The 23,373-nt window shown below is 47.9% G+C and carries 22 protein-coding genes; 1 reads left to right on the forward strand and 21 read right to left on the reverse strand.

Annotated elements, in window-relative coordinates:
- Positions 1–2 precede the first annotated feature (2 nt).
- The 18 genes from ACTCIA_RS07285 to ACTCIA_RS07370 all read right to left on the reverse strand — a co-directional run bounded on the left by ACTCIA_RS07285 (position 3) and on the right by ACTCIA_RS07370 (position 18,634).
- Positions 3–749: an electron transfer flavoprotein subunit beta/FixA family protein gene (locus ACTCIA_RS07285; RefSeq protein ID WP_463001144.1), complete on the reverse strand. Its 747-nt coding sequence runs from the start codon at positions 747–749 to the stop codon at positions 3–5.
- 49 nt (positions 750–798) lie between these two features.
- Positions 799–2,166, reverse strand: a complete 1,368-nt coding sequence (locus tag ACTCIA_RS07290) for a hypothetical protein (protein WP_463001145.1) — start codon at positions 2,164–2,166, stop codon at positions 799–801.
- A 4-nt stretch (positions 2,167–2,170) separates the two neighbouring features.
- A complete protein-coding gene (locus ACTCIA_RS07295) occupies positions 2,171–2,935 on the reverse strand; it encodes an outer membrane lipoprotein-sorting protein (RefSeq protein WP_463001146.1) in 765 nt (254 codons plus the stop codon).
- 52 nt (positions 2,936–2,987) lie between these two features.
- On the reverse strand, positions 2,988–4,166 hold the full coding sequence (locus ACTCIA_RS07300) for an ABC transporter permease (protein ID WP_463001147.1): 1,179 nt from the start codon (positions 4,164–4,166) through the stop codon (positions 2,988–2,990).
- 59 nt (positions 4,167–4,225) lie between these two features.
- A complete protein-coding gene (locus tag ACTCIA_RS07305; RefSeq protein ID WP_463001148.1) occupies positions 4,226–4,909 on the reverse strand; it encodes an ABC transporter ATP-binding protein in 684 nt (227 codons plus the stop codon).
- Positions 4,910–4,978: 69 nt separating this feature from the next.
- A complete protein-coding gene (locus ACTCIA_RS07310; protein WP_463001149.1) occupies positions 4,979–5,653 on the reverse strand; it encodes a tetratricopeptide repeat protein in 675 nt (224 codons plus the stop codon).
- A 30-nt stretch (positions 5,654–5,683) separates the two neighbouring features.
- On the reverse strand, positions 5,684–6,565 hold the full coding sequence (locus tag ACTCIA_RS07315; protein ID WP_463001150.1) for an alpha/beta fold hydrolase: 882 nt from the start codon (positions 6,563–6,565) through the stop codon (positions 5,684–5,686).
- A gap of 46 nt (positions 6,566–6,611) precedes the next feature.
- Entirely contained in the window at positions 6,612–6,875 is a 264-nt protein-coding gene (locus tag ACTCIA_RS07320) for an acyl carrier protein (RefSeq protein WP_463001151.1), read from the reverse strand.
- 51 nt (positions 6,876–6,926) lie between these two features.
- Complete coding sequence (locus tag ACTCIA_RS07325; RefSeq protein ID WP_463001152.1) at positions 6,927–8,777, reverse strand: acyl-CoA dehydrogenase; 1,851 nt, start codon at positions 8,775–8,777, stop codon at positions 6,927–6,929.
- Between the two features lie 2 nt (positions 8,778–8,779).
- Positions 8,780–10,198, reverse strand: a complete 1,419-nt coding sequence (locus ACTCIA_RS07330) for an amidase (RefSeq protein WP_463001153.1) — start codon at positions 10,196–10,198, stop codon at positions 8,780–8,782.
- Positions 10,195–11,247, reverse strand: a complete 1,053-nt coding sequence (locus ACTCIA_RS07335) for a hypothetical protein (protein WP_463001154.1) — start codon at positions 11,245–11,247, stop codon at positions 10,195–10,197. The genes ACTCIA_RS07330 and ACTCIA_RS07335 overlap by 4 nt, the downstream gene beginning before the upstream one ends.
- A 4-nt stretch (positions 11,248–11,251) precedes the next feature.
- Positions 11,252–11,944: a hypothetical protein gene (locus tag ACTCIA_RS07340; protein WP_463001155.1), complete on the reverse strand. Its 693-nt coding sequence runs from the start codon at positions 11,942–11,944 to the stop codon at positions 11,252–11,254.
- Positions 11,945–11,948: 4 nt separating this feature from the next.
- Entirely contained in the window at positions 11,949–13,379 is a 1,431-nt protein-coding gene (locus ACTCIA_RS07345; RefSeq protein WP_463001156.1) for a hypothetical protein, read from the reverse strand.
- Entirely contained in the window at positions 13,376–13,726 is a 351-nt protein-coding gene (locus ACTCIA_RS07350; protein WP_463001157.1) for a hypothetical protein, read from the reverse strand. Before ACTCIA_RS07350 ends, ACTCIA_RS07345 begins: the two co-directional genes overlap by 4 nt.
- A 198-nt stretch (positions 13,727–13,924) precedes the next feature.
- The gene (locus ACTCIA_RS07355) at positions 13,925–14,830 is read right to left on the reverse strand and encodes a hypothetical protein (protein WP_463001158.1); all 906 of its coding nucleotides are present in this window, start codon (positions 14,828–14,830) and stop codon (positions 13,925–13,927) included.
- Positions 14,827–15,861: a hypothetical protein gene (locus ACTCIA_RS07360; RefSeq protein WP_463001159.1), complete on the reverse strand. Its 1,035-nt coding sequence runs from the start codon at positions 15,859–15,861 to the stop codon at positions 14,827–14,829. Before ACTCIA_RS07360 ends, ACTCIA_RS07355 begins: the two co-directional genes overlap by 4 nt.
- 173 nt (positions 15,862–16,034) lie before the next feature.
- On the reverse strand, positions 16,035–17,078 hold the full coding sequence (locus ACTCIA_RS07365) for a type III PLP-dependent enzyme domain-containing protein (protein ID WP_463001160.1): 1,044 nt from the start codon (positions 17,076–17,078) through the stop codon (positions 16,035–16,037).
- A 2-nt stretch (positions 17,079–17,080) separates the two neighbouring features.
- Entirely contained in the window at positions 17,081–18,634 is a 1,554-nt protein-coding gene (locus ACTCIA_RS07370; protein ID WP_463001161.1) for a class I adenylate-forming enzyme family protein, read from the reverse strand.
- A gap of 667 nt (positions 18,635–19,301) precedes the next feature.
- Here ACTCIA_RS07370 and thiM point away from each other — a divergent pair.
- The gene (gene thiM / locus ACTCIA_RS07375; RefSeq protein WP_463001162.1) at positions 19,302–20,138 is read left to right on the forward strand and encodes a hydroxyethylthiazole kinase; all 837 of its coding nucleotides are present in this window, start codon (positions 19,302–19,304) and stop codon (positions 20,136–20,138) included.
- Here thiM and ACTCIA_RS07380 read toward each other — a convergent pair.
- The 3 genes from ACTCIA_RS07380 to ACTCIA_RS07390 all read right to left on the reverse strand — a co-directional run bounded on the left by ACTCIA_RS07380 (position 20,092) and on the right by ACTCIA_RS07390 (position 22,949).
- Positions 20,092–20,502, reverse strand: coding sequence for a PGPGW domain-containing protein (locus tag ACTCIA_RS07380; RefSeq protein ID WP_463001163.1), 411 nt, complete (start codon positions 20,500–20,502; stop codon positions 20,092–20,094). The two genes, thiM and ACTCIA_RS07380, sit on opposite strands and share 47 nt — an antisense overlap.
- A 32-nt stretch (positions 20,503–20,534) precedes the next feature.
- Positions 20,535–21,098: a hypothetical protein gene (locus ACTCIA_RS07385; protein WP_463001164.1), complete on the reverse strand. Its 564-nt coding sequence runs from the start codon at positions 21,096–21,098 to the stop codon at positions 20,535–20,537.
- A 285-nt stretch (positions 21,099–21,383) separates the two neighbouring features.
- Positions 21,384–22,949, reverse strand: coding sequence for an HAL/PAL/TAL family ammonia-lyase (locus tag ACTCIA_RS07390; RefSeq protein WP_463001165.1), 1,566 nt, complete (start codon positions 22,947–22,949; stop codon positions 21,384–21,386).
- Between the last annotated feature and the right edge of the window lie 424 nt (positions 22,950–23,373).

The raw sequence follows: 23,373 nt of genomic DNA on the forward strand, positions 1-23,373 counted from the left end.
GCTTATGTGGTTATTCCATTCTTTTTCAGGACTTCCAACAGATCGGAAACAGTTTCGAGGATGTAACATAATTTGGGTTTTGCCGGGACTTCCAGGTTTTGAACAATTACTTTGGGTGCAGTATCGATGTCAAGTTCTGATACGCTGAACATATCTATTTGTTTTTTATTTGCTTTGAAAATGGCTGGCAACGGGATATGACGCGGTTTATTGAGCCGCAGTTCGGCACTTATAACGCAGGGAAGTATAACCTCGACGACTTCGATTCCACCATCCACCTCACGATCTACCACGACTTTATTCCCGGTGAGTTCGATCCGGGTTGCGAAACAGGCTTGTCCCCATCTTAAATATTCAGCCAGCAGTTGAGCCACCTGATTATCATCAAGATCGATTGCCTGTTTGCCCATAAGAATGATATCCGGCTGTTCTTTTTCCACTACCTTTACCAGTATCCGGGCAGCTGTATCAGAGTCCAGCTCCCCGGGTGCCGTGATCAAAATACCCCTGTCCGCGCCCATGGCCAAAGCCCTTCGGATCTCATTTTGGCAATTCTCGGAGCCGATACTGACAACCGTCAATGTCCCGCCGTGAGCTTCCCTGATTCGCACTCCTTCTTCAACTGCAATTTCATCGAAAGGATTAATTGTGAACTGTATGCCCGATAAGTCTATTCCTGATCCGTCCGGTTTTATCTCAATTATAGAATCCGCGTCGGTTACACGTTTGACAGTTACAAGAATTTTCACTGTATCCTCCTTACCGTTGACCGGAACATTCATTTGTGCGGAAATGGTTTCAAAAAGTATATTCCACTCCCAGAATCAGAAATGAGTGGAGCAGGTCGCCGAACTCCTCCTCATCTTTTCCGGTATACAGGCATCCGATAGCAAAACATCGAGCATGGTTGCCCACGAAAAACTCCATCTCAGAATGTAATAGTCCCGAATTGTCATCTATGTTGTAGATATAGGAAAAGGAGAGATTCAGAACATTTTGGATATTATTTTGGTTGACCCGGAGGACCCCGTAGTTTTTCCTGAAAAATCTGATGCCAGGATCAGCAGTATGGCCGAGTGTCATCAGGACAAGGCTTTCAGGGGTTTCAATATCTGTATAGGCCTCATTTGCATCTTTTCTCAACTGATAATAAAGCTCAGCCTGTTCATCAGAATAACCGGCTTCATTGTATAAATATTCCAGGGCTAGGGTTGGCCCGGAGAGCAGGGTATGGGAGGCGCCAACAACAGCGGTGCTTTTCCATGAGGAGCTGTTTATGTTTCTGGATTGCATGGATGCATTGAATGGTGAGGTTTCATCCGGGACGGGATAGAGGGAATGGCTGCCGCGAGAAAAATTGAAATCCGTATACAGGAGGAGGGTATCACTGGCTGTCCAGACGCCGAAGGCGCCAATTCGGTCCTCTCCCCCTTCTTCATGAGAAAGGACCAAACCGGCAGAGCCTTGATGGCCGGAGTAATCCAATTTCAATGCATAAGTTTTTTGAAATTGTAGAGAATTGAATTCCTGCCGCCCTTCATCCGTATTGGCAATCAGAGAAATCGTCCATTCCATTCGGGGAATCCAGATCAGGCGGGCGAAATCCATGCCCGGAATTTCAATGATGGGATTCAAACGACCGTTATTTTGGAAAAATGGGTTGGATGGAGAAAATAGGTAGGATGGCCCCCATTGCAGGTTTTCCCTCCCATAGGATGCATACAGGGAACGAACGATCCGTAACCTCAGCAACCATTCATTAACATACCAATCATCCTCCCGGTCTTCATCTCCTTCTCTGGTGCCTTCTTCCCAGGCAAACCATCTTAGTTTCATCCTCGGCTTGGCCTTGAGATCCAACCTCCTGAAGGAAAATGCGATATCGGGCCGCAATTCCAAAGTGCCCAGGTAACGGGGAATCTGAAGAAAGCGGTTCTCCGGATTCTGGGTAGTACGCGCGACATCCTGATACGTCCCGTATACTAAGGTTCTCATAGTGAAATCCAGTTGGTCCGACAGCTGAGTCCAGAAACTGGTGTCCTCCTGGTTTTGGCCCACGCGGAAGACATGATCAGCGGAGGAAGCAGCGCATGGAATCGACAGAACAAGCCCATATGCGAGCTCCAGAAAAAATGCGTAGACAAGAAAAATGCGTAGAGTTCGCATCTATTTATCTCCGTAGCAAATTCAAGTTGAAAGCTGCATCAGGGATATTTTTCAGCTTTACCTGAGTGTAGACCAGGGTGGTTACCGTCTTCTTTACAACTTCATCGGTAATGATCATTCTGGAAATAAAAGGAATTGATGCGTCTTCGAACGGAATTCTATGATCATACTCGAAAACGGCGGATTTTAATAATTTCCCGGAGATCGTGAGGAAATCCGCTTTGACGCCCACAAGTCTCTTCTTGGAAACCCAATACCGGATTCGGCTGTAGGTGGTATTTTTGCTGGCAGCATTTAAACCGAGGACATGACAAGGTTCGCCCCGGAACACTTCTTCGGTAACCAATTCCGTTTTATAATCGCCTGCATAATCTGTTGAGGCGATGTCACCGTTGGAAGCCCCGCCCATCAGTTTCTGTCTTGGCGAAATGGGCACCGGTTTTCTGAGTCCCGGTTTTATGAACCACATATTTCGGTCCAGCATTAATATTTTTTGTCCCTTTACTTTAGGGGGGGCAATAAATTCCGCCAGGCTGTTATTTTCACGCGCCTTTACAAGGATTTTTCTTTTATGCAGTTCATTTCCTTCACGCGATTCCAGGTCAATTATCCATTCAATGCCGCCAATATTGCCTCTGGACCGGTCTGCGTGAGCAAGGATCACTTTCGGGGGCATTTCGTCAGACAGACACGGAAACGGGGTACTGATCATGAAAATTGAAAGCAAAACAAACAAAATTCTTCCCATTTTTGACTCCAGTTTGTCCATTTACGGCACCATCTGAAATCAGACTTTTTACGGTGCCATCAAGATTGTTTTGTTAAACATGTCCCAGGGCATTGACCACATTCTGCCCAGCGGCGCGCCTGGCTGGGAAGACGGCTGCAAAAAGTGAAAGCATAATCAGGACAAAAGCGTAAATCCCCATGGCTTGCGGAACCAGGTTTACCATCAGGGGAACCGGGGATGAGTTGCCCGGGGGAACGTAAGTGGGTTGGATGTACCTTATGACAATCCAGACCAATAAATTTAAAGCAATGCCGAAAACGCAGCCGAATAGTCCGATCAGTCCGCCTTCTATAGCAAAAAGGTTGCCTACAGCTTTTCTTTTCATTCCCAGGGCCCGCAGGGTTCCGATTTCTCTGGTTCTTTCAATAACCGCCATGCCCATGGTGTTAACGACGCTCATAATTACAATTGTCAGTACGATGATAAACAGGAACAGGAAGATAAGGTCGAACAACTCCTTTACTTCCGAATAGAAATTGGAAAGTTCATCCCAGGATCTGATTTCAGTTGCCAGTCCGGCTTCATACAGCTTTTTTTGAATTATCTTCTTCAGCGTATCCGTTTTTTCGCAATCGTCGAGCAGCACAACTATCCGATCCGCTTTTCCGGTATCGTAGAGAGAACGCGCAATGGTCAGGGGTATTCGCATGTACTTGTCATTCGTGGCTTCTGTTCCTGTATCGTAAAGCCCGGCCACTTCGATATCGAGTGCATTCATATGCCCCTGAAGAGTTGGGGACATGATCACTGAATAGTCCCCGGGTTCCATATCAAGAATTTTGGCGAGGCCTTTTGCCATTTCCACGCCGGAAAGTCTCTTTTTGTCCAGCCGGTTTCCTTTTATGGGCCGGAAAGCGCGCCATGAACCCTCTATCACTTTTACATCCTCCGGGATAACCCCCTGGGCAATGAATATGGTCGATATCCGGCCATTTGTGACGATGCCGGATATATCGAGCTGTGGAGTCGAGAGGAGTACATGTCTGTTCGAATTGAGCACCTCCATGCATATTCGGATTTCTTCCTCTGAAAACATATACTTGTCCGGATTGATGTTGCCTTTCTCCCTCCACCCTTTTTTGAAAATGGTCAGGTGAGCCAGTCCTTCCCCGCGAATGGCCGATTGCCTGAGGCCCCAGTACGTATAATCCATATAGCCACGGAACAGGCTGATCGCGGCAAACCCAATGGAAATTGCCAGGATCGTCATCAGGGACCGTCGCTTGTTCCTCAGAATATTTCGATATGCCACTTTGACCCATTTGAGCATTATGATTGTCCCTTTTCCGATATCCTTCCGTCACTGATCTCGATCAAGCGGTTACAGTGTTTAAGAAGACGCCTGTCATGCGTGGAAAATATGAAAGTGGTTTTCCCCTTCTGATTGATTTCACGCATAAGAGTGATGATTTTCTCAGAGGTTTCTGAATCCAGGTTGGCCGTAGGCTCATCGGCTATAACCAACAGGGGAGTGCCTATCAATGCCCGGGCAATCGCCACGCGCTGGGACTGCCCTCCGGAGAGCTTGTCCGGGCGGTGATGGATAAATCTGGAAAGTCCGACTTCCTCAAGGCGGGATCCGGCCGTTTTCTTTGCCCGGGAATACGATTCACCTGAGATTTGCAAGGGGACCATAACATTTTCCAGTGCGGAGAGAACCGGAATCAGGTTGAAATTCTGAAAGATGAATCCTATGGACCGGTTGCGAACTTCGGTGCGCTCGTTATCCGAAAGAGCATTGAGCTTTCTGCCGTTGAGAAAAACCTCTCCTTCAGTCGGCTCATCGATCGCCCCGATCAGGTTGAGCAACGTCGTTTTCCCGGAACCTGAGGGCCCCCATACGGCTACAAATTCTCCTGGATCGATTTGCATGTTTACCCCCCTTAAGGCATGAACGATAGCCTTCCCAAGACGATAATCCTTCCGGATTCCAATTGTTTTTACCAGCGCCATGGTTCATACTCCTGCACGATTCTGAATCCAAACACTTCTGTCTTTGTTGTATTGCGGGCTCATCCGATATCAGGGATTATCCAGCTTACCGGCTGATGCGGCGTATTTTTTTGCTTTCACATCATTGCCCTTTTCCTTGTAAAGTTCTGAAAGACTCGAGTAGATATCCTTCTTCAGGCAAGGGGCCAGTGAAATTGAATTATTTTGAAGCTTTGCTGCGATGTATTCAAAATCCTCTATGGCAATGTTTTTTCTGTCCAGAAAATCCGGCATTCCTTTTGAGTTGAAAGCCCTTGTCAATCGTATGGAAACATTGTCCGGGTCTTTGCGGGCCGCTTTGTCCATCATTGCAATGCCATTATTTGCGTAGGAACTTTTCTTTATGGGATTCCAGGTCGTATTTGCCATTAATGTTGTTGCTCCCCCGAGATAGCAGAGAGTTACAGTATCCTCCGGGTTTCGTTCATGCGCTTTTTTCAGCCATTGCAGAGCTTTGGGCGCAAAAGTGTCCGCATCCTCCGTTGCCTTGATGTGGTATGCTATACCGATTGCTTTGAGCAGAGCATAGTTGTCCTGAGTTTCATCCAATCCTTTTTTAAATTCTTCGATTTTTTTGTTTAACTCCTTTTCGTCAAGGTCGTGAAGCCCCTGCCACTCCGCGGCTGTGGAAATGCCGGCAAACATAAAAATTCCAAGAGCCAGGACAATGAATACCCGCAGACCAATTGTTTTTGCGCTTTTCATTTCATTTCTCCTTGTGAATTTTTGCAGTATTTACAAACAGTATTCGATCCACGACCCGATCTTTTCGTGTACACAAAGCAGAATCGAGGCATGGTTGACATCTTTGATCATAACGATTTGCGAGAGGGGAGAGAGTGACTCCCCTGGCGAAGCAAAAGCGATGACTTTTTCCGGGTCTATAAGTTCGTCTTCACTTCCGATCCACAGGCCGACCGGGCGATCAATACAGTTGAATTGTTCGTGGGGTGAAAAAGGCGTAACCGCCTTGGCCATGTTTACGGTATAACAATCAACCATTCTGGGATCATTTTCCAGGACCTCCCGGGGATAGTTAAAATGGACGGCACGGCGATGTCCGTATAATAATCCTTTGCTTAACGCATGCAGTATGAAGTAACGGAGGTTGACGCTTGAAAATCCCTTGCTGCCTCTGGACTTGGAATTTTCGGACCTGAATCCGAAATTGGGGCTTACAAATACATAGGCCGACACCTCGTTATCAGACTCCATGCTGAGGTAATTGAGAACAAGCCCGGCTCCCGAGGAATGCCCTCCGAGAAAAACCGGAAGAGATGGATATCTGCTCCGTGCAAATTCAATGGCTGTGGATACATCTTTCCAGACCTGTTTGGTACTCGGGCTATCGCCCCGCCTGCCCCCGGACATTCCATGGCCGCGGATGTCAAGGGTATAGACCGCGATTTGATAACCGTCGCGCAGTCCCGTTCCCAAATGGTGATAGCCGGCACCGCCATGCGCTCCGCCTCCGTGGTAGAAAATCAGCACGGCAGCCGGATCTTCCGGGACATAGGGTCGGGCTGCAAGCGCCACACCATCGGTGGCATAAATGTATTCCGGAGAAGTTATGCCCTCATTACCTGCGGAAATGAGTTCGTTCAGGGAAAAAGTCATAAAGGCATTCCTCGCCTGTAAAGTGTGGCGGGCAAGATTCGTACAATTACCAATCGCTTGATAGCTCGATGAGTTGTGAGTGCAGATCCTGAATGGTTGTAAATTCGTCAAATTGCAGTTCTTCGGGCCTGGTGACCTTTGTATAAATCTGTTCGCAGGCAACAATCAATTCGATAACATTCAAGGAATCGATTCCGATTTCGGTTAGCGTGGAGTCGGGAAAGATATCTTCTTTGTTCAGTATTTCCTTTGTTTCGCTTATCAATTGTTCCAGCATTTCATCGATATTCTCGTAAACACACTCGGTCATTGCTCGCAGCTCCTTCCGGACAAATGTGGTGAATAATCTTTCGTTATAGAGTCAATTAAATATGCTCTGGTCTGATTCCATGATTGACATATCTTCAGATTCGAGTATTTCCGCCTTGCTGAAAACATCGGGTAAAATATTATTGATAAAGAAACGAGTGGAAATGATTTTCCCCTTGTAGAAGGAGTAATCTGGATCACCCTCATCAATTTTACCGATCGCCCGGGATGCAACTGCAGCGCTTTCCAGCAGCAGCCAGCCTATGCAAACCTCGGCCATCATTTCCAGAAAGCGGGTGGAAACTGCGAATATGAGCTCTATCTTCTTTTCTTTCACCCATCTTCCCATTAAGGCATGGGTTTGCACCAGAACCTCCAGGCTTCTGGCCAATACCTTTAATTCGGACGGAAATGGACACTTCTTTTCTTGATCTAAAAATCCTCTGATTTCTTTTACAAAGATATCGAAAAGTCTTGAACTCCGGCCCATACCAATCTTTTCACGGATCAGATCGGCGGATTGGATAAAATTCGTACCTTCCCATATGGACAATATTTTGATATCGCGGGCGTATTGTTCTACAGGGTAGTCCTTTGTATAACCATATCCGCCGTAAACCTGTATCGACAGCTCGGCAATCCGCCATGCCTGGTCTGAGATGTAGGCTTTGGCAATCGGGGTTAAAAGATTGACAATCCCTTCATGGATGGCAATTTCCTGTTTGTCGACATCATCCGTTCTTGCGCGCAGAAATTGATTCATGCTGTAGTGGTAGGCAAGCTTGTAAATAAGCGCCCGGCACCCCTCGACCTTGCTTTTCATTTCCAGCAGCATGCGGCGGACATCCAGATGTTTGATGATAGGAACTTTCGCAGCCCTGGGATTGAAAGACTGCCTGAAATCGGTCCCCTGAATTCGGTTCCGGGCGTAATCCGCGGCATTTAGGTAGGCGCTCGATGCCATTCCCAGCGCATAAATGCCTGTGGTGATGCGAGCCTCGTTCATCAGATATAGCAGTTGCCGAAGTCCTATATTTTCTTTCTCGCCGAGAAGATATCCTTTGCAGGGTCCGTCTTCGCCGAATGTCAGCTGGGCTGTAACGCAGCCATGCAATCCCATCTTGTCCTCGAGACCGACGCAGCGAACGTGGTTATCCTCATTGCCTGATGACTCGCATCCGGCCCGAAATCGCGGAACAATGAAACAGGATAGCCCCATCGTTCCTTCTATAGCGCCGGCTAAACGGGCGACCACTATGTATACAATATTTTCCGTCAAGTCATGCATTCCGGCTGAAATGAAAATCTTGCTACCTTCGATTTCGTAGGTGTTATCCTCTTTTGGGATGGCTTTGGTCCGAATGTTGCCCACATCAGTACCGGCATCCGGTTCTGTCATGCAAAAGCATGCACTCCATCGGTTTTCGGCAAGCTTCTCACAGAAGATGCTTTTGAGTCTTTCGTCCCCGAACAGTTCTATAAGGTAAAGAGCAGGGACACAGAACCCGGAATAAGTCATGAATGAGGGGTTTGACCCCAGGAACATCTCGTTGACGGCTTGAGAGATCAGGTATGGCGCACCCATACCACCGTAGGCTTGAGGGACAGCAAGTCGGCCCCACTGGGCACGGCAGAATTCTTTCCACAGTGGAGGGAACGAACCTGGAAGACGGATTTTTCCATCATCTTCAATTCCACAGCCTTCCCTGTCACTCTCCTGGTACGCAGGGCCAAGATTCGTATACGCAAAATCACGGGCAGCGTTTAGTATGTCCTCTACGAGAGGCCGGTTGAAATCCGTGTCTGCAACATCGGAAAGTATAGTTTTTTCGATGTCCAGGTACTCCCACAGGAGAAAATTGATCTCTCGCAAATCGACCTTGTAAACATTTTGACTGGCCATTCTTACTCCGATTTTGTCCGGGTTGAGTCAAAAAACTTCATCTCGTTCTCGATCATTTCTCCGGCCTGTAGTACAACTGCATCCTTTCCATATGCTCCAACGATTTGCAAACCGATCGGCATGCCATTGGAATGAATGCCGACCGGCAGCGCCAGGCAAGGAGATCCTGCCAATACCGCCAGGAAATTGGGAACAGCAAGCTTGAAGAGTTTGTCGGCTGATAAACCTCTCCCATCAGGGCTTCGTACAGGAGGAGCGGTCGTCGGGAGGGCCGGCAGTATCAACAAATCGAATTTTTGAAAGAAAAAGTTGATCATGACGCGGATTCCCAGCATTTTTTCATAAGCCTGCATATAGTCCCGGGTCGCGAAGTCATCCGGAATATGCTGAATAAAACTCAAATCCGGATTAGCGACCCTGTGATCGGCCAGATACCGGTTTACGCTGTATTTCAGGTCGGTCCCTACAAGGGTTCTCAACGTAGGCGACAGTTCCTTGCTCATGGGCATCCGCTTACGCTCCCAGGTCCCGTCATTCTTCGATAACAAGGATGCAACGGACCGGGCCATTTCATCGATTTCTTCGTCCAGTTCGATCTCGCTCCAAAAGTCGATCAATGCACATTTATACCCTTTGGAAGGCGCATTATCTATTTGGGCCTTCAGGGGCGTAAATCCTATCATAAAGGGATCCCTGTAATTGAAGCCTTCGATGATCGGCAAAGTTAGTGAAATATCCCTTACAGTGCGGGTCATTATGCCGGGTGCCAGCAAGGCGCCGTTTACCGGAGTGCCAGCCCGGCTATGGCCTTTGGTAGATACTCTGCCCAGAGACGGGCGAAAGCCGCATATTCCGCAACAATGCGCTGGAACACGGACAGAGCCTCCCAAATCACTTCCGATGGATAGCGTAGACATCCGGGCGGCCAAAGCGGCTCCGTTTCCACCGGATGATCCACCTGGGGTGCATGCAGTGTTCCAGGGATTTTTTGTACTGCCATAAAGTTTGTTGCTGGAAAGATGACTGAATCCGAATTCTGAGGTGTTCGTTTTTCCGAGGAGAATGCCGCCGGCGGATTTCAGTTTCTTCACAATAAAAGCATCCCTGACTGGAACATGATCCTTAAAATAGATGGAGCCGTAAGTAGTACGGATGTCTGCTGTATCGAAAAGGTCCTTGACGAGAAAAGGGATGCCATGTAAAGGCCCTGCAATTTGTTGCTTCATCAATTGCTTCTCCGCCTTGCGGGCGGATTGAAGTGCGCTTTCGGCAGACAGGGTAACGATTGCATTAATATCCGGATTTTCTTTTTCTATTCCGATTAGTTGCGCTTTCACTAATTCAACAGGAGAGATCTTTTTTTCCAGGATAAGCCGGGATAAGGAAAAAGTGTCCTGGTCGATTAAATCATTCCGCTTCATTTGAGTATCCATTTATAAAACAGGTTATCCCTTCGTTCAGCAGGAGTCTTAAAGTAATACAGGTTCTGTCTGATCTGTTCATATATTCGTGGCCAGTTACCGGGGCTGGAAAAGCAATCGGCTACTTTCCTGCATTTTTCCAGATCAGAGTCAAAATTGCAGGTCCGGGGTTTGATGCCTTTTTGCGGCCAGCACGATATGGATGGATTCGCATCGTTATGGTTCGAAACCTGAAGCAATCCGAGTCTTCCACCGGCGCCTAGCGTGAGGGATATAAGCCCTGTTTCTTTTAATTCGTCCTTATACAGGGATAGTTCCAGAAGTGGCTTCAGTGTCATATAATGCTTTGATTTTGTTTCGCATCCTTTCAACCAATTCTTCGGTTTGTAAGGATCTGGCAGTGTCTGGCGAAAGCCTTTGAGCATTTGATCCGACCATTGCACGGGCAATTCAAAGCTGACAATTTTGGAATGTAATTCGGATTGAAAACGCATGATGCAATCAGCGCCTTTTTGTATACACTCAAGAATTCCATTGATTTTTTCCGGCTGGCCGAATATTTGACAGTCATTTACGATCATCATGCCGGCTTTCAGCCGGTCACGGGGAATTTTTTCCAGGTAGGCAACTGCAAAACCTTCCTGTGCGTTCAAGCTATTGTCTTTCCGCTCTGCGTTAATGGCATTCAGGCAATATTGCTGAAGAAACCTGGGGGTCTCCAGTAGAAGTACCAATGAATTCCTGTCGCCTGATTGTAGAAAATCCAGTACTGCTGCATAAAATCCCAGGCAGGCAAGAGAGGAAAACCGAACAGACGCCTTCGGGAAAATCCTGCAAACAGCATGAATGAACGATTTCGCCTCTGGAGCAGTGAAGATAAACAGCTCGGAAGAACTGCTCAGGATGATTGACTCGGGCTGCAGGGTTGAACAGCCATGCTGATCCCGCACAAATGAGTCGAGAAAGGCTATCAATGATCCGTCATTTCCGAGAAGGTCGTCGCTCAGGCGGTACCGGTAATCACGAATTATGGGGATTTCTTCAATCACGCGGTTATTCCTGCTTGCTTTGATCTGCCAGTTTCGCGAAGTGGCAGGCTTTTTTGAATTCACCTTTTTCCTTTAGTATGGTCGATAATTTTCTGTACACGTCTCCCATAATCCGGGTAAAGTTCGGGTTTGGATTTTTCTTGTACATTTCGGACAGGATCAGAAAGTCTTCGTATGCATCATCCCGCCTCTTGTACATAATGGGTAAATCAAAATTATTCAGCCCCCGTATAAGATGCAGGATAAAGTTATTCCTGTCCTTTTCAACGGCACGATCCAGATATTCGAGCCCCTTGTTTACATAACGGACCATGTTGAAGGCGCATAGAGAATCCCGCCCTTTCATGGTGTAAGAACTTCCCAGATAGGATAGTACAATCATGTCTTCACTGTTTTCCTTGCGTGCGGTCTCCAGTACATCCACTGCATTGTTGGGCGCCCCTTCGACTCCGCATACTGCCAGGTTGTGCCACGCCACGCCAAGCGCCTTCAGTTTTCCAAATTCAGGTACATTATTGCGGATTTCCCTTTCGCAACATTTTACGACTTCCTGAAGCGTTTGCCTCTCCATCGTGCTGTACGGGGGAATGGAGCATTCCGCTCCGAGTGCCGGTGATAAAAAGGCAAAGACCATAAGCGAAACAAGGGCACCGATAAAACATCTATTCTTGTTCGAATAAGTTTTCATTGCTTCCATAGAGTCACGAAATCCGGGAAACTGTGGCGCAGCAGGGAGACTGGCTGCCATCCAAGCCGGTTTCGGTATTCTGCAGGTCCTTTCTGAAAATTTCTACAAGCCTTGTTTCATTAATATCCTGAACACCCGATCGGCTTCTTAAGAAAAAATCTTTCATCACCAACCGTTTAAATGTCCTCGAGGCATAGTAACTGTTCAGCAGATGCCTGTCCTTAGCACCGTCGGCGTCAGAGCCGGAATAAAATATCATGCGGGACAAATTCATTATCATTGGCATCATTTGGGATCCCTCTATGTGCATATTATTCTCCGGATGAGGAATCGCAGTTTCCAAAAGGGGCATGAAACCGAACCTTCGCCACATCGCGGTAGTATAGTTGAAGGAATAACTGGCTACGATGACCACGCCCTGTGAAAGTAGATAATCGAGTGCACATTTGAACAAGCCCTTGATCAGTGCCTGGTTGTATCGATAATTCCTGGCGACGGAGAATTTTCCGATTTCTCCCATCCGGCCGCACTGTTTAATCGAATCGCATGAAATTCCGGATTTTTCTTCACTTTGCAGCCCCCAAACCGGATGATCTATGTATACACACACAGTGCCGATCGGTACATCCCGGTCATAGGCGATAAATCGGTGTATATAAGGGATGCGTTTCTCATCTCCTTTTCTGTATTTCTTTTTGATCTCCTCAAGACTCAATGACTGATCGGATTTTGAATGCCGCCTGTGTTCATTCAGGTACTGCTGAATGAGCAGTTCATAAAAATCTTCCACTTTCTTTTTATCATCTGGGGAGATCCGGAAAAATGTATACCCCTTGTATTCAAAAGTCTCCGGTAGCCTGCTGATCGGCCATAAACTGTGGAAGTGGAAAAATAGGGTCGAAAATATTCCAATCACCATTAACCCGAAGGGAACCAGGATGAAGGAAAGATGCGGTATGAATATGAAACTCGAGATAGCTGCGGTTATGTATAGAACAGTCCACAGAAATGAGGTCGTCCAGTGTAGAGAAAGCGTATCTTCCTCCCCAAGAGTATAGGCAAGTGTAAACGGACGCCTGTTCGCAATCGAAACTATGGCCAGTACGGCGAAGGAACTGTAAATGCAAGGAGCAATGAAAGCAATCCAGGTAACGGGGATCCCGGCCAGGGTTATGGAGCCTATAATTAAATAAAGGATTATGGTACCGACCATGATATTGGGCCTGATACCGATACGCCTGTATTTCCGATAAATGAACAGATATAGGAAAAGATTGACCAGCCAAAAAGTTTTAAGCGGAGTAAAATACACGTTGAAAAAGGAAATCAGCCCTATGGCAAGATTGCCGACCATGAGAAGAACCACCCGCTTCTGACGTTTCTCTGCAGGGCTGTATTCGCTCGGGCCCCAACCCTCTTTAATTTCATCCTTGCCTGTACTCAATTGGAAACGTCTCCGGTAGGATCGAAATTTGTTTGCAGGATTTCGATGCGCCATTGTGAAAGCATCTGAATGAATTGATGAAAGACGTGTAATGTGGATGATTTCGCAAAACAGTCCACATTGATACTGTTATCTCCCATTTCCTGGGGATGTCGGATGAAACTGTCCCTTATGGCAAGAACAGAAAACGAACGATCCCGTAGCTTTTCGAATTCGGAATTCACATCGAGGCACAAAAAAACTTTCTCGTGAAGCAAGGTCGGAGTAAGACGGGCGCCGCTCGGCATGGCAATTTCAACAAGAATAAAGTCAAGCTCCTCCATTTCTTTCAAGACAAGCTTGACCATGTGACTCATCAAATCGAAGTGCTCGAAGAAATTTAGATATACTGGTATTCCACGGATTCCTCGGAAGCCGGACGCATTCCGATAATCACTTTCGGAGCTGAGGGGGAATCCGCGAAGGCTTGCAAGCGTGGCCTTTCCCCCATAGGGCCTCCCAGTCAAACGGCCGGTAAAGGACATGTGGAGATGAGTCATATTTTTCTATTTGTTAGCATTTGGATTATTTGCATAACCAGAGCCAAATCGGACCTGATTGGATAAATTCCTGTCCAGCATAAGAATTGTATCGGGATTGACCGCTGCCTCGAGCATCGAATAATACCCGTTCAATGCCAAAGAACACGCGAGATAGGAGCTTTCCAGCGGTTTGCCCGAAGAATCCAGCGGAGTATTGTTTAGAATCGAAAGCCATGGGTCACTGCCAAAGCAATGGCCCCATTGCTTGTGATCGTTTGGCAGAACATTATATTTGTTCAGAACCGACTCCAGCATTTGGCGAATGCGTTGGGGAAACAATGGCAGTGTAATTGTGTTGCCGGGGTAATTGACCGCCGCTTTCCGTATAGCAATGGCAAATGCCATCATTGTGTTGTGTCCGGAGGCAAAACCGGTGATCAATCCATCCTTGTTCTCCGAAACTTTTTCGATCAGCAGGGTGGTTATGCCAAACCCGGAATGTTCCCAGTTTTCATTATAGATCCAGAATTCAAAATTATAGACATTGGCGTCAATAACACTGATCAGGACAAAGCGGGTATCAGGATGCTTTTGCAGGTGATACCGGATCGCATATCCCCAGGAAGCACATTCGTAGGCATTTATGAATGCAACTGGTATGGGATGGGAAATAATTTCCGCTACAGAATTGTTAAAGTTCGAAACCTTGATATCTCCAACTGTGAAACATGTGTTGACAATGGTTGAACATAAGTAGTGGCCGGAAATCGACTCTGGTGAGACATCAGGCACCAGGTCCAGCAATTGACGGGCCTGCCCTCCGACTTTTCCCGAGAAATGCGCCATCGTATCGGATATGCTGCTGTTTGAAGATAGCAAAGGGCTGTTCAGTTTCTGATAAAACAATCCCTTTATAAGGAAAGAGTTCAATTTTTCCCTCTTTTGCTGTGTATTTCAAAGTAACATCGGTAAGAACTTCCTTCCATTTTACTAAGCCCCATCAGATCTCTTTGATCGTGCCAGTCCCGGACACCTGCATTTGCGACAATATGGATTAAGCTTTCGTTGCAGGCGAATTTAAGCGCCAGAACCTGGTCAACCGAACTTTTTGTATTATGGCTATTCCGGGATAAAGAAGTGGATATGCAAAGAAGGTTTTCCAGTGCATCTCTTTGATGGTTGAGAAGCGTTATCCGCTTTTCATCAAGAAGCCAGAATACATGTCCGATAATTGCCCGGACAAGTCTCGGGCGGCAAAGGGTCAAAAACGTATTTACACCTGTAAGTCCGCCTCTGGTTAGTTGATTTTCTTTTCTGGCGTGAATTTCGCCTTTGACATTGCCGAGGAGGATGCTGCCGTCAAACCAGCGCTCTCCGACCGGTTGCTTGTCCAGTTTGTTGCATTCATCCGGACCTATAAGGAAAGTCAGTGGTATGAAGGATGTTCCCCTGCGAACCACAATTATTGCAAATCCCATTTTGTTTGCCGAAATCGCATGAATTTTATCGATAATCAGTCTGGGATTTTTCTCCTCCACAATCAGTTCGGAATTCCAGTTCAATAAGTTCGGACCACCTGTATCGGTCATGAGGAAACATCCGGTTAAATCGCTGGCGACCCATTTTTCCATCTTTTTTTGTTGATCTTCATTTCCCGAAAGGCTCAGCATGATAGAGCCGAACAGACCAGTCAATTCCTGGAGATACGGACCAATTCCATGTTTTCGAATTCGCTCCAATAATTGCTCAATCGCCTGGAGCTGAACAAAATCAAAATGCTTCTGTCTTGTCATGCGGTCGGGTTTTTTCTGTTCGGCCGGCAAATTAAAGCTATCCTCTATAATCATTCTGGCGTCCAGAATACGTACACATCCCTTCTGGATGATCCGGCGCAATGGATCTTCCACCAAACCGATTTCATCGAGAAGATTAAGAATTGCATTACTTGATCTGATCAGCATAAAGCGCTCTATCCGTGTTTTGAAAATTTGCTGTTCCGGAATGCCCCATTGGATCGTACCGGATTTTTAACGGTTTAAATAATGTACTGCTTCGCATCCGGAAGCGATAAAAACCTGGAAACCGAATAGCTGTAATTGTAGGCGCCGCAATAATCGAAAATGAAATAATCGCCTTATCCCGGCTTAGGATTTCCTGCCGGGATAAGTCCGAAAATATCATCTTTCGAGCAGGATGGACCTACTAACAGCATCCCGCCGGATAGCGATTCCGTTTCGGGAACGGCTGAATGAACCCGGGGTTTTTTATACCTCCTGAAAACATTTTCCGTTTTCGCCAGCAGAAAATTGTGAGTTATGCCTCCGTCACATATTCCAAATGCCTTGCCGTCGATTTCTTTATCGTTAAGCATACGGGTCAAATAGTATCCTGCACTGCCGAACACTCCCCTTCCGGCTTCATGGACGAAATCAATATGTGAAGGCAGTCGGGAAAGATGTTCTCTGTAGGTAGTAAAGTCAATACCTTCATCGCGCCATTTTTCACTGAATCCACCGCCAAGGTTAACAAACGATATGGCGTCGCCGTATTGGGTCTCAACTTCGGAAATGATTTTTCCGATTGGAAGCAAGGACAATTCCGCCTTTTCCCTGAAGCTGTAGGAGCCGTTGAAGATATGCAGCCCCCTCAAGACGAGGCCCAACTCACGAATCATCCGGATGGCCTTGCAAACCGTCTCCCAGTCCATTCCGAAATGATCCGGACGAAAAGCGACATCCCGTGAACTGAATTGATTAAGCAGCGAATTGTTTAGACGAAGAATTATCGGCTTTATCTCTGTTTTTGACATGAATTTTGATAGTTTTTCTATCTGTTGCAGGTTATCCGCTACTATCGTCGCTTTGGAGGCCAATGCCGCCCTTATTTCTCTTTGACCGCAGGAAGGGTTGTTTAGAAAGATCTCTCCGCTTGTCCCGATGACATCATTTAATTCCTTGAGAGATGCGACTTCAATCCCATTGCCCATGACATGATTGCAGCGGGTCAATAACTCGACGCAGGAATTGGCTTTAAAAGACCCGATTAAATCCGTGCCCAGGTACTCTTTCAGGTCTGTGTAATTGTTGATAACTTCTTCTACTATGTATACATAGCAGGGGGTTTCGAATATCCTGGGATTTTCAATGATGTTTTGGATTATCAGTTCAAAGCCTCGCATTTCTACCTTCCAGGGATTGTGTATGGATTGCTCTTGTATTCCTCAAGCAAGCACTTTTTATCGACTTTACCAGTACTTCCATAAGGAAATTCATTAATGAAAAATATTTCTCGGGGGCTGTAATCCGATTCGAGCGCTTCTTTGAGCCAGAATAATAATCTATCTCTTTCAGCCGGATTGTCTTCGGATAATTCTACGAAAGCACATGCGTATTCAAGCCCATCCCTCCTGGTTTCACCGACTACGCTTACCATGCGTGCATTATCATGCTGGTTTATGACTTCTTCTATTTCTGCCGGATAAAGACAATATCCCCCTTGCTTGATCAATTCTTTTGCTCTTCCCTTGAAATAGAAATATCCATCCTCGTCTCGAACAAACAGGTCTCCGGTCTTCAGCCATTTTTCATCCCGATATCTGCCCGGGTAAAGCCGACAGACGCTTGATTCGTCTTCATGGCAATAACCCTGCATAACAGAAGGCCCCCGAACGAAAAGTTCACCGATCTCATTTGGTGGAGCTTCCTGATAGATGCCCATGTCATTTGTTTCTTCGTCCAAGTCTGCCGGTCCATTCTTCACGAGAACGCGCGCATCCAGTCCGGGGATTGCTATTCCGACCGACCCCATTTTTCTGTAGAGATCCGCTGGTGGAAGATAAAGGGCACGTTTGCATTCGGTAAGACCGTACATCGGGTAAATCTCCAATTTCGGCAGGAGTCTTTTTAATCCCTTGATCGTTTTGGTGCTGAGGTGTCCTCCCGTATTGGTCAGTTTCCGAAGTTCGGGAATATCGTTTTTCCGGTACTTCAATATTTTTTCAAACATCGATGCCAGTGAAGGTACAACCGGAAGTACTGAAATTTTATATTCATTTAATAAGTTAATTACTTGATAGGGCTGGAAAGGCGCTTCGTATAGCACAGTTTGTAGGTTAATAGCGAAGGAAAACAAAACTTGATATAAGCCATAATCGAATGATAACGGGAGAATATTAAAAATGACATCTTCCTTTTGAAGACCGAGATAAGAAATGATCGAGTACATTGAGAAGACAATATTACTGTGACTTAGCATTATACCCTTTGGTTTGCCCGTACTTCCGGAGGTATAAACAATCAAGGCGAGATCAGCTCCGCTGACTACAGGGTTGTTTTTTAAGTCGAGAGGAAAATTCTCCTTTTTATAACTCCGAAAAGGCGAAAGCGTTTTTATATCCGGATCCAAGAGATATTTTGCATTGCTGTCAGCGGCAATATTTAAGATGCTCGCTGGCTTTAAAGTATTTTTTACAGGGACGACAACCCCGCCTCGCCCCCACACAAAAAGCATGGCACAAACAGCGTTCACAGTATTGGCCATTTTAATAATGACTTTGTCTCCATGACTTAACAAAGAAAAAAGATTTTCAAATTCGGTGATTTTCGCCCCAAGATCCGAACATGAAAATTCGTTCCTGCTCTTTAGCTCAATGAGCGTACCCTGCCATGCACCATTCTTAATAGTGTAACCAATCTGGGCAAGAGTGGATAAATACATGACCAAAAACTCAACCATAAATAATGACATTGATTGTAGAACTAAAACCAAATTTTGCGATCTATATATAGTCTTTTTTCTATAATGTCAAGGTGGAATTTTATGAAAAATAGAACGAAATAAGAGGTGAATTTTTAATCCTGAGAGTTTTGTTGATCATATCCTCAAGCTGATGCTTTAAAGCGGCAGTTGATTCTGTTCTGAGGCGTAACGCGTTCGGGCGAGGCTGTATGAACAGTTTTTCCCTATTTGTTAAACATAAAGGCTTGACCCCCTGTACACACACATCTCTTAAAGTCACAGGCGAAAACGCCAGAGACGGGGTGCTCAAAGTCCAGTGCTTTGCCGGCCCCGGGCCATCGAGCAGTGTAGCATAAAATGCTGTTTCGCCAGTGCAGCTCTGTAACGTCGGGTTCGGCTAATCCTCATCCGAAAAGATTTTGCTTTAATGACAGGGGGCTGGATGCTGTTGACGTGACTTGCAATATGGATTAATATAATTTCATTTTCAAAGGCGCCAAGTGATAAATTAAATTTAATTTCAGTGTGTTAATGACAATTTGGTTCCTCAGAAAATTGAGATTGCCGGATATATTCCACAGAATTCGTATTTGTGACCCTGTAGTTGGATTTGTCAAAATAAAGATTTGACCCCAATAACGTACATATAAGGTCAATCAGGAACATGGAAAACGCAACCATTGAAATCCTTGGTAAGGTCCGCAAAGATGCGCCCCTGGTGCACAATATCACCAATTTCGTGGCCATGAATACCTCGGCCAATATCTTGCTGGCTGTTGGCGCATCTCCGGTCATGGCCCATAGCGCAGATGAGGTCGGGGAAATGGCGGCCATGGCCGGGGCTCTGGTGTTAAATATCGGCACCCTGGATCAATCCTGGCTGGAGGCAATGATTTGCGCCGGTCTGGCGGCAAATGAAAAAGGCATCCCGGTTGTGCTCGACCCGGTTGGGGCGGGTGCCACGCAATTCCGCACCCATGCCGTGGAAAAAATCATGTCTGCCTGCCGGGTTTCTGTGGTGCGGGGAAATGTCTCAGAGGTGCTTTCCCTTGGGGCCGCAGAGGTGCAAACCCGGGGGGTGGAATCCTCTCTCGGCCTTTCAGATGCGGTTGCAGCGGATTTAAAGGCCCTGGCTTATTCAAAAAACTGCATTATGGCCGTCTCAGGCAAAGAGGACTGCATCACCGATGGTGACCGGGTTTTCCGGGTGGCAAACGGCCATGGGCTCATGACACGGGTCACGGGCACGGGCTGCGGTTTGTCCGCGGTTACAGCGGCTTTTTGCGCGGTTGCACCGGACCGGCTCCTTGAGGCGGCAGTGGCGGCGTTTGCTTTTTACGGGCGGTGCGGGGAACTGGCTGCGACGGCTTTTGACAGGCCCGGCAGCTTTTATACGGCGTTTCTGGACTGTCTTTATTCCGCCGGGGAGGCTGAAATCACCAGGGGGCTGAAAATTACAGAAGCAGCGGGGGTTTGCCCCGGCGCCGGCGGTAGCGGTTGATGATTTTCAGTGTCGGTCCCCGGGAGATCAGCCACCTTTCAAACCTGAACTTGCCGGGAAAATTCATCAGCCCGAGGCCGATGATGATGGTCAGCAGGCCCTGGCCCGGGGTAAAGAGCATGATGATGCCGGCTGTGACAAAAACAATGCCGGCTGCATTTTTCATGATCCGGAGCAGGAGCCACACGCCGACTGAACGATGGCAGTCCTGGCATATCACCTGCCGTTTTTCAGCAGTGAAGTAATCCGCCGGAATCCGGAGCACCAGCCACGGAATCACGGCCAGGGTGGCTGCAAAGGCGGCCAGTGAAAGTCCCCCTATCCAGTAAAAAACCGTATCATAAGTCTGAATCCACTCAAGCATGAAATCACCGCAACAGCGTTTTCGGGCGGAAGCTATTGCCCCTGGTGTTTTGCAGAATTCCGGCCGGTAGCGGTAAAATGATACCGCAGCCCTATGCAGTAAAAATTGGATCCGCCTTTGCTAAAAAGCTTGAAAACTCCGGACCGGTGATGGATCCGGTAGAAGATCTCCCGGTTTCTATCAAAAGGCGTTTCAAATGAAAGTTCCACCATCAGGTAATTGAGCAATCTCCGGGTTTCGCCGTCTTTTTGTTTTTCCCTTACAGGAGGTTTGCCGGCATATGAAATCCCTTCGCCCACGGCCACGGATGTGTTGAGATATCGGTCCCATGGGAAATGATGATACCGCAGATTTACCGAGGCCACAAACTCCGGGTAAGTCTGCCGCCCTTTTTCATGCTTGCCCCAATGATATGCGGCAATTCCTTCCCACTCGGCGCTCAGGTGCTTGTCCGGCCAGTGCGCAAACTTTCTGGAAACAGTGAGCGCCTGAAATCGGTTGCTTTCCGTATCGCCCGGCATTCGCCAGAGGCTTTCCCCGAAATTTCTGGGCGTGAACACGCCGTGGTATGTGCCTACACTCCATGGTTTGTCCATATTGTTTATTTCTGTCGTACCGGTCTGCGCAAAGAGGCATACGCTGGCTGCTGTCAGCAGCAGAGCCAGAAACGGTCGGGCAGTCCGGAAAAAATGTTGCCTGGTGCTTTTAATTCCCATTTAAATAGCCTTGATCCGTTAGGGCCCGGAGGGTCAAAGCCAAAACCATTGTTGTTGGCAGCAATCCTGGGGTTACTGTTTTTCAGGCAGCCAACCTGACAGGCCGTATGTTTACAAGCGGGAACCTCGAGTGTCAAGAAGATCCGGTAGCTTTAGGCAATTGACTTAATCCATCATGCTGAATGAAAACATCTCCGAATCTGCCATTTTTGATGCAAGATTGGTGATATCGGAATCCATGGGCCGGTCGGCGGTGGTGGGTTCGGCGACTTTGCGGATTTCGGCCGCAACCCGGGAAAGATGCGGCCGCTGATCCATGCGGCCGCGGATTTCACAGGCCTGCACTCCGGCAAGCAGGCATACGGCAAGGGTTTTTTCCGCCAGAAGGCAAACGCGGCAGGCGTCTCTGGCGGCAATGGTGCCCATGCTCACCTTGTCCTGGTTGTGGGATTCAGTTGAGCGGGAAAACGCGGCCGCAGGCATGGTCTCTTTTAACGCCTCTGCGGCAAGGGCCGAGGCAGTGATGGACATGGCCTTGAATCCGTGGTGAAAGGGCTGCTCGGATTCCTCCACTTCAACCAGGTCAGCGGGCAGGCCCCGGTTGACATTGGCATCCACCATAAGGGCCACCTGCCGGTCGGCCATGTCAGCCACCGATGCCAGGGCGCTTTTGAGTCCGTCCATGGCAAAGGCCACGTGTCCGCCGTAAAAGTTGCCGCCCAAGAGCACGTTTCCGGATTCAGGATCAAACAAGGGATTGTCGTTTGCGCTGTTGGCTTCCGTGTGTATCCAGTCTTCCACCCATCTAAGGGCGTCTGTGAGAACGCCGATCACCTGGGGGGCACAGCGCACCGAATAGGGATCCTGCAGGGTTTCGGGCCCGGATGCGGAAAAGGTTTCCGGCGGGGCCTCTGAGGCCAGCAGTCCGGCGATCCGGTCTGCTGCCGCCCCCTGGCCCGGGTGCGGCTTGGCCCTGGATATGACCGGATCATAGTGATGGATGTTTCCGGCAATGGCGTGGATGCACAGGGCTGTGGCACAGGCGGCGGCATCAGCCAGTTTTTTGGCCCGGTCCACGGCCATGGCCGCAATTGCCGTCATCATGGCCGTGCCGTTCATGATCGCAAGGGGTTCTTTGGGCAAAAACCGGTGAGGCGTGATGCCGGCGTGGTCCAGGGCCTCTGCTGCGGGCATTTGCCGGCCCTGGTAAAAGACCTGCCGCATTCCCGCAAGTGCGGCCGCCACATAAGACATGGGCGTCAGATCCCCGGATGCGCCCACTGAGCCTTCAGAGGGAACCACAGGTGTGATGCGCGCGTTTAACAGTTCGGCGATTTTTTCCATCAAATCAAGAGAAACCCCGGAGTAACCCCGGGAAAAGCAGATCAGCCGGCATATCATGGCGGCCCGTGTCTCGGCCTCGCCAAAGGGCTTGCCAGTGCCGCACCCGTGAAAACGGATCAGGTTCAAGCCGTTTTTTTCCGCCACCTCGGATATCATTCTTTTGCCGCAGCATTTCCCAAATCCCGTAGTCACCCCGTAGACGGGCCGGTTCTGCTCCAGGGCCCGGATCAGGACGTTGCGCGAGGCATTGATGTGATCGGCAAACTGCCGGCTTTTGTCAATTTCGATTTGCACCTGTCCCCGGGCAGCGGCAACAATTTGCTGCACAGAAATCTGCGAGCCGTTGATGACAAGCTTGTGGTTCTCATTGTTTGGTGTGTTTTCCATGTTCAGAATGACATCCTTGTCTGCGTGTGGCATTGGCATTGTTGATGGCACCGTAAAAAGCTTTTTACCGCGTCCGCTGTTTGTAAGGAAGAAAGTCCTGCGGTCGGCGTCAGCTTTTTCGCTCCTGATCGTTTTTGCGGATTCATCAAATGCCTTTGCTTAAAATTTACAAATTCGCCCTGTCTTGCTCAAACAGTTTGAAATTTTTACGCAAAAACGCTCAATGTCGCTTCAAAAGCAGACCCCGCCCCCGGACTTCCTTGGTAGGTTTGTTGCCGGGCCAGCCCACGGGACCGGGCATGAAAACGACTCTTTTAAGACTTGAATGTGTTCCTTCCGACTCCCTTGGTGTAAAACTTTGCACACAGTCGGCCATGATGCCGGCCCGGGGGTGGTTTGCGAGTCGCATTGAGCGCGCAAGCGG

This window comes from Desulfosalsimonas sp. (assembly GCF_055149105.1).